Below are 4,048 nucleotides of genomic sequence, written 5' to 3'. Positions count from 1 at the left end.
CAGCAGGGCCATGGAAATGACCGCGGCGGGGATCGAGGAGGCGAAGGTCAGGCCGACCTTGAGGCCCAGATAGACATTGGCCGCCGTGAACACCAGCGTGATGAGAATCCCCAGGATCACGCCCCGAAGGGTGAGCTCGACGCGGGATGTGGCGGTGGTCATGAAGGGCGTCCTGGCTTGGCGCCGCGCGTGCAGCGGCCCGCCAGTTGGAGCAGGATGTGCGGTGTGGCTCAAGAGGGCGCGGCCCCCAAGCTCTCCGTCATGGCCGGGCTTGTGGGGCTAGCGGAACAGCTCCACCATCTCGCCCATCCAGTCCTTCAGGCCGTCGCGCAGCTCCAGGGGCGTGCGGCCGTGGCGGACAAAGACCAGGTCGAGGTCGGGGACCACCACCGTATATTGGCCCTCGTGACCGTTGGCCGAGAAGCTGCCGGGGCCGCCCCGACCCAGCCACCAGTGGGCGCCGTAGGGGCCCTCTTCGCAGTCCGGCTGTTGGAAGGTGGGGGTGCGGGCATAGTCGACCCAGCCTTCGGGAAGGATGCGGCGGCCCTCCCACACCCCGTCGCGCAGATAGAGCAGGCCGAAGCGGGCGAAGTCGCGGGCGGTGGTGAAGCAGAAGGACGAGCCGATGAAGGTTCCGGCGGCGTCGAACTTCGGCTGGGGGCTGGTCATGCCGAGCGGCTCGAACAGGCGCCTACGCATGAAGGCCTCGAAGTCCGGTCCATAGGCGTCGATGGCGCGCGCCAGGGTGCGGGCGACGATGTTGGTCGTGCCGCTGGAGTAGGAGAAGAAGGTTCCCGGCGCGTAGGCCAAGGGCTTGTCGGCGGCGTAGTGGGCGACGTCGTCCTTCCCCGGGCCCCAGAGCATGGCGATGGTGTCCGACGGCTGGTCGGGCAGATAGACCTCGGAGAACTCCAGCCCGCTCGACATGCGCAGCAACAGGTCGAGGGTGAGGGCGCCGCGCGGGTCGCCGGGCGTCTTCCATTCGGGAACATCGGCAGGGGCGAAGACATCCAGCTTGCCGTCGCCGACCAGTATGCCGGTGAGCGCCTGGGTGATCGACTTGGCCTTGGACCAGGACATGCAGGTCTTGTCCGGCCCGTGCTCGGGGCCATAGCGCTCATGGATCAGCCGCCCGCCCTGGACGATGACCACCGCATGGGTCTCGCCGAACGCGGCGAAGCCCTGGTCCATCAGGGCGTCGAAGCGGGCGCGGTCGAGCCCGGCAGGCAGGTCGCCTTCCGGCCAGGCCTGGGTCGGGAACGGGACGTCGGCGGCCTGGGCGGGGAGCGGGATCAGGGTCATGGGACGAAAGTGGCGCCTGGAGCCCCCCGATGTCACCCGCGGATTTGAGTCTTCAGCACTCGACCACATTGACGGCCAGGCCGCCCAGCGAGGTTTCCTTGTAGATCTCGCTCATGTCCTCACCGGTGCGCTTCATGGTGGCGATGACCTTGTCGAGGCTGACTGTGTGCTGGCCGTCGCCGAGCAGGGCCAGGCGCGAGGCGTCGATGGCCTTCACCGCGCCCATGGCGTTGCGCTCGATGCAGGGGATCTGGACCAGGCCGCCGATCGGATCGCAGGTCAGGCCGAGATTATGCTCCATGGCGATCTCGGCGGCGTTCTCGATCTGGGCGTTGGTCCCGCCCAGGGCGGCGGTCAGGCCGGCCGCGGCCATGGAGCAGGCGACGCCGACCTCGCCCTGGCACCCGACCTCGGCGCCGGAGATCGAGGCGTTCTTCTTGTAGAGCGCGCCGATGGCGGCGGCGGTGAGCAGGAAGGTGCGCCGCCCCTCGGCCGTGCCGCGATAGAAGCGGTCGTAATAGCGCAGCACCGCCGGCAGCAGGCCGGCTGCGCCATTGGTAGGGGCGGTGACCACCCGGCCGCCGGCGGCGTTCTCCTCATTGACCGACAAGGCCCAGAGATTGACCCAGTCGAGGGCGGCCAGGGGATCGGACAGATTGCGCTCGGCCTTGCTGGTCAGGTCCGTGTGGATCTGCCGCGCGCGGCGGCGGACCTTCAAGCCCCCGGGCAGGCAGCCGTCCTGGCGCAGGCCGCGCTCGATACAGGCCTCCATGGCCGCCCAGATGGCGTCGAGGCCCTCGAACACCTCGGTCTCAGAACGGATCGCGGTCTCATTGGCCAGCATCAGGGCCCCGATCGTCAGGCCGGCGCGCTCGGCCTGGTCCAGCAGTTCGACCCCGGAGCCGAAGGGATAGGGTTCGGGCACGGTGCGGGCCGGCGGCGCATTGGCGTCGATCTCAGTCTCGTCGAGCACGAAGCCGCCGCCGACGGAGAAATAGGTCCGCGCCTCCAGGATCTGGCCGGCGGCGCCCTGCGCCTGGAGGGTCAGGGCGTTGGGGTGCTGGGTCTTGCGCTCGCGGCCCAGCCAGAGGATGTCGCGCGCCTCGTCGAAGGCCATGGCGGGGCCGTCGCCGCCGAGCGCGAGCCGGCCCTCGGCGCGGATCGCGGCCAGGGCCGCGTCGGCGGCGTCCGGGTCGATGGTGGCGGGGCGGAAGCCGGCCAGGCCCAGGATCGCGGCGCGGTCGGTGGCGTGGCCCCGGCCGGTCAGGGCCAGGGAACCGAAGAGGCTGATGCTGATCCGCGCCGTCCTGTCCCTGAGCCCGAGGTCGCCCAGTCGGTCGACGAATCGCGCCGCCGCCGTCATCGGGCCCATGGTGTGGGAACTTGAGGGGCCAACGCCCAGCTTGAAGAGATCGAAAACGCCAGCGCCTGCCATGGAGCTGGCATAGGCTATCGCCGGGGCGCCGCCAAGCCGGGCGGGCCATGCTCGCGCACCGTCCGTTGAGGTGATTTTCACCAGGGCCGCATGCGCGCTGTCGCGGGCGCCGTCGCCCACGGTCTAGGCTGTGGCCATGTCCGACCTGACCCTGCGCCTCGCCGTCGAAGCCGACCTGCCCGCCCTGCGCGACCTGATGGCCCGTTCCATTGGCGAGCTGCAGAAGGGCTTCCTCGACCCGGCCCAGCTGGCGGCCTCCTTCGAAGTCATGGGGCTCGACACCCAGCTGGTCGCCGACCGCACCTATTTCGTGGTCGAGGAGGCGGCCGCCCTGGCTGGCTGCGGCGGCTGGAGCCGCAGGGCGACCCTGTTCGGCGGCGACCATTCGGCCGGGCGCGACGCGGCCCTGCTGGACCCGACCCAGGACGCCGCCCGTATCCGCGCCATGTACACCAGCCCCGACTTCACCCGGCGCGGGGTGGGTCGGCTGATCCTTGCGGCTTGTGAGGCGGCGGCGGCTGGCGAGGGCTTCAGCCGCTGTGAGATGGCCGCGACCCTGGCCGGCGAGCCGCTCTATCGCGCCTGCGGCTATGAGGTGATCGAGCCGTTCGAAAGCGTCACCTCGACGGGGGTGGCCGTGCCCCTGAAGCGGATGGGCAAGGCGATCTAGCCGCGCCAGTCCTCATAGGTCGGGCCGAGCGCGTCCTTGAGCGGTCCGAGCCAGGGCTCATAGGCCCGCCACTGGTCGAGGCCGCCGCGATAGATGGGCTGGCGCACCTGTTCGGAACTGACCGTGCGCACGGCGCGGCCATTCTCATAGAACCTCAGGCAGGCCGCCTCGAAGGGCAGGCCGCAATGGTCGAGCAGGCGGCGGACCTCCGTCTCGGTGTCGTGCACCAGGTCCTCATAGATCACCCGGTGGACCCGCCCGGGCGCCACGGCGTCGAAGTGGGCCATCAGCTCCACATAGTCGCGGTAGTAGCGGCCGAGGTCGGTGAGGTCGTAGGAGAAGGACTGACCCTGGGCGAAGTGCTGCTTGAAGGCCGAGAAGCAGGAGCCCATCGGGTGGCGTCGCGCGTCGATGATCCGGGCCTTGGGCAGGATCAGGCTGATCAGGCCGATGTGCTGGAAATTGTTCGGCATCTTGTCGATGAAGAACGGCCGCCCCAGCTTGCGATGCGGCCGGGTCGAGGCGATGTAGCCGTCGCCCAGCGCGCGGAGCGCCGCCCCGTCGAGTTCGGCCAGGGCCTGCGGATAGGTTGGTCCGAGACCTCGGGCGATGATGCCGATATCAGGCAGCTCCATGGTGCC

Annotated in this window: 5 protein-coding genes; 1 reads left to right on the top strand and 4 read right to left on the bottom strand. The window is 69.9% G+C overall.

The window, feature by feature from the left end; all coding sequences use genetic code 11:
- From Q7P21_RS19730 to Q7P21_RS19720, 3 genes are all read right to left on the bottom strand, one after another.
- Positions 1-162: OPT/YSL family transporter (locus Q7P21_RS19730; RefSeq protein WP_304180005.1), on the bottom strand; the 162-nt coding region annotated here is incomplete at its 3' end.
- 117 nt (positions 163-279) lie between these two features.
- Positions 280-1,302: a serine hydrolase gene (locus Q7P21_RS19725; protein WP_304167268.1), complete on the bottom strand. Its 1,023-nt coding sequence runs from the start codon at positions 1,300-1,302 to the stop codon at positions 280-282.
- A gap of 52 nt (positions 1,303-1,354) precedes the next feature.
- Positions 1,355-2,737 carry an L-serine ammonia-lyase gene (locus Q7P21_RS19720; RefSeq protein ID WP_304167265.1) on the bottom strand — a complete coding sequence of 461 codons (1,383 nt, stop codon included), beginning with the start codon at positions 2,735-2,737 and terminating at the stop codon, positions 1,355-1,357.
- A 136-nt stretch (positions 2,738-2,873) separates the two neighbouring features.
- Between Q7P21_RS19720 and Q7P21_RS19715 the strand changes: the two genes are divergently transcribed.
- Positions 2,874-3,407, top strand: a complete 534-nt coding sequence (locus tag Q7P21_RS19715; RefSeq protein ID WP_304167263.1) for a GNAT family N-acetyltransferase — start codon at positions 2,874-2,876, stop codon at positions 3,405-3,407.
- On the opposite strand, the gene Q7P21_RS19710 is transcribed toward Q7P21_RS19715, so the two are convergent.
- The coding region (locus Q7P21_RS19710; RefSeq protein ID WP_304180004.1) for a sulfotransferase at positions 3,404-4,048 on the bottom strand (645 nt) is incomplete at its 5' end. The genes Q7P21_RS19715 and Q7P21_RS19710 overlap by 4 nt on opposite strands.

Source organism: Phenylobacterium aquaticum (assembly GCF_947378715.1).
Taxonomy (GTDB): Bacteria; Pseudomonadota; Alphaproteobacteria; order Caulobacterales; family Caulobacteraceae; genus Phenylobacterium; species Phenylobacterium aquaticum_A.
The sequence above is the reverse complement of the archived record's forward strand: the minus strand, read 5'-3'. Positions and strand labels throughout refer to the sequence as shown.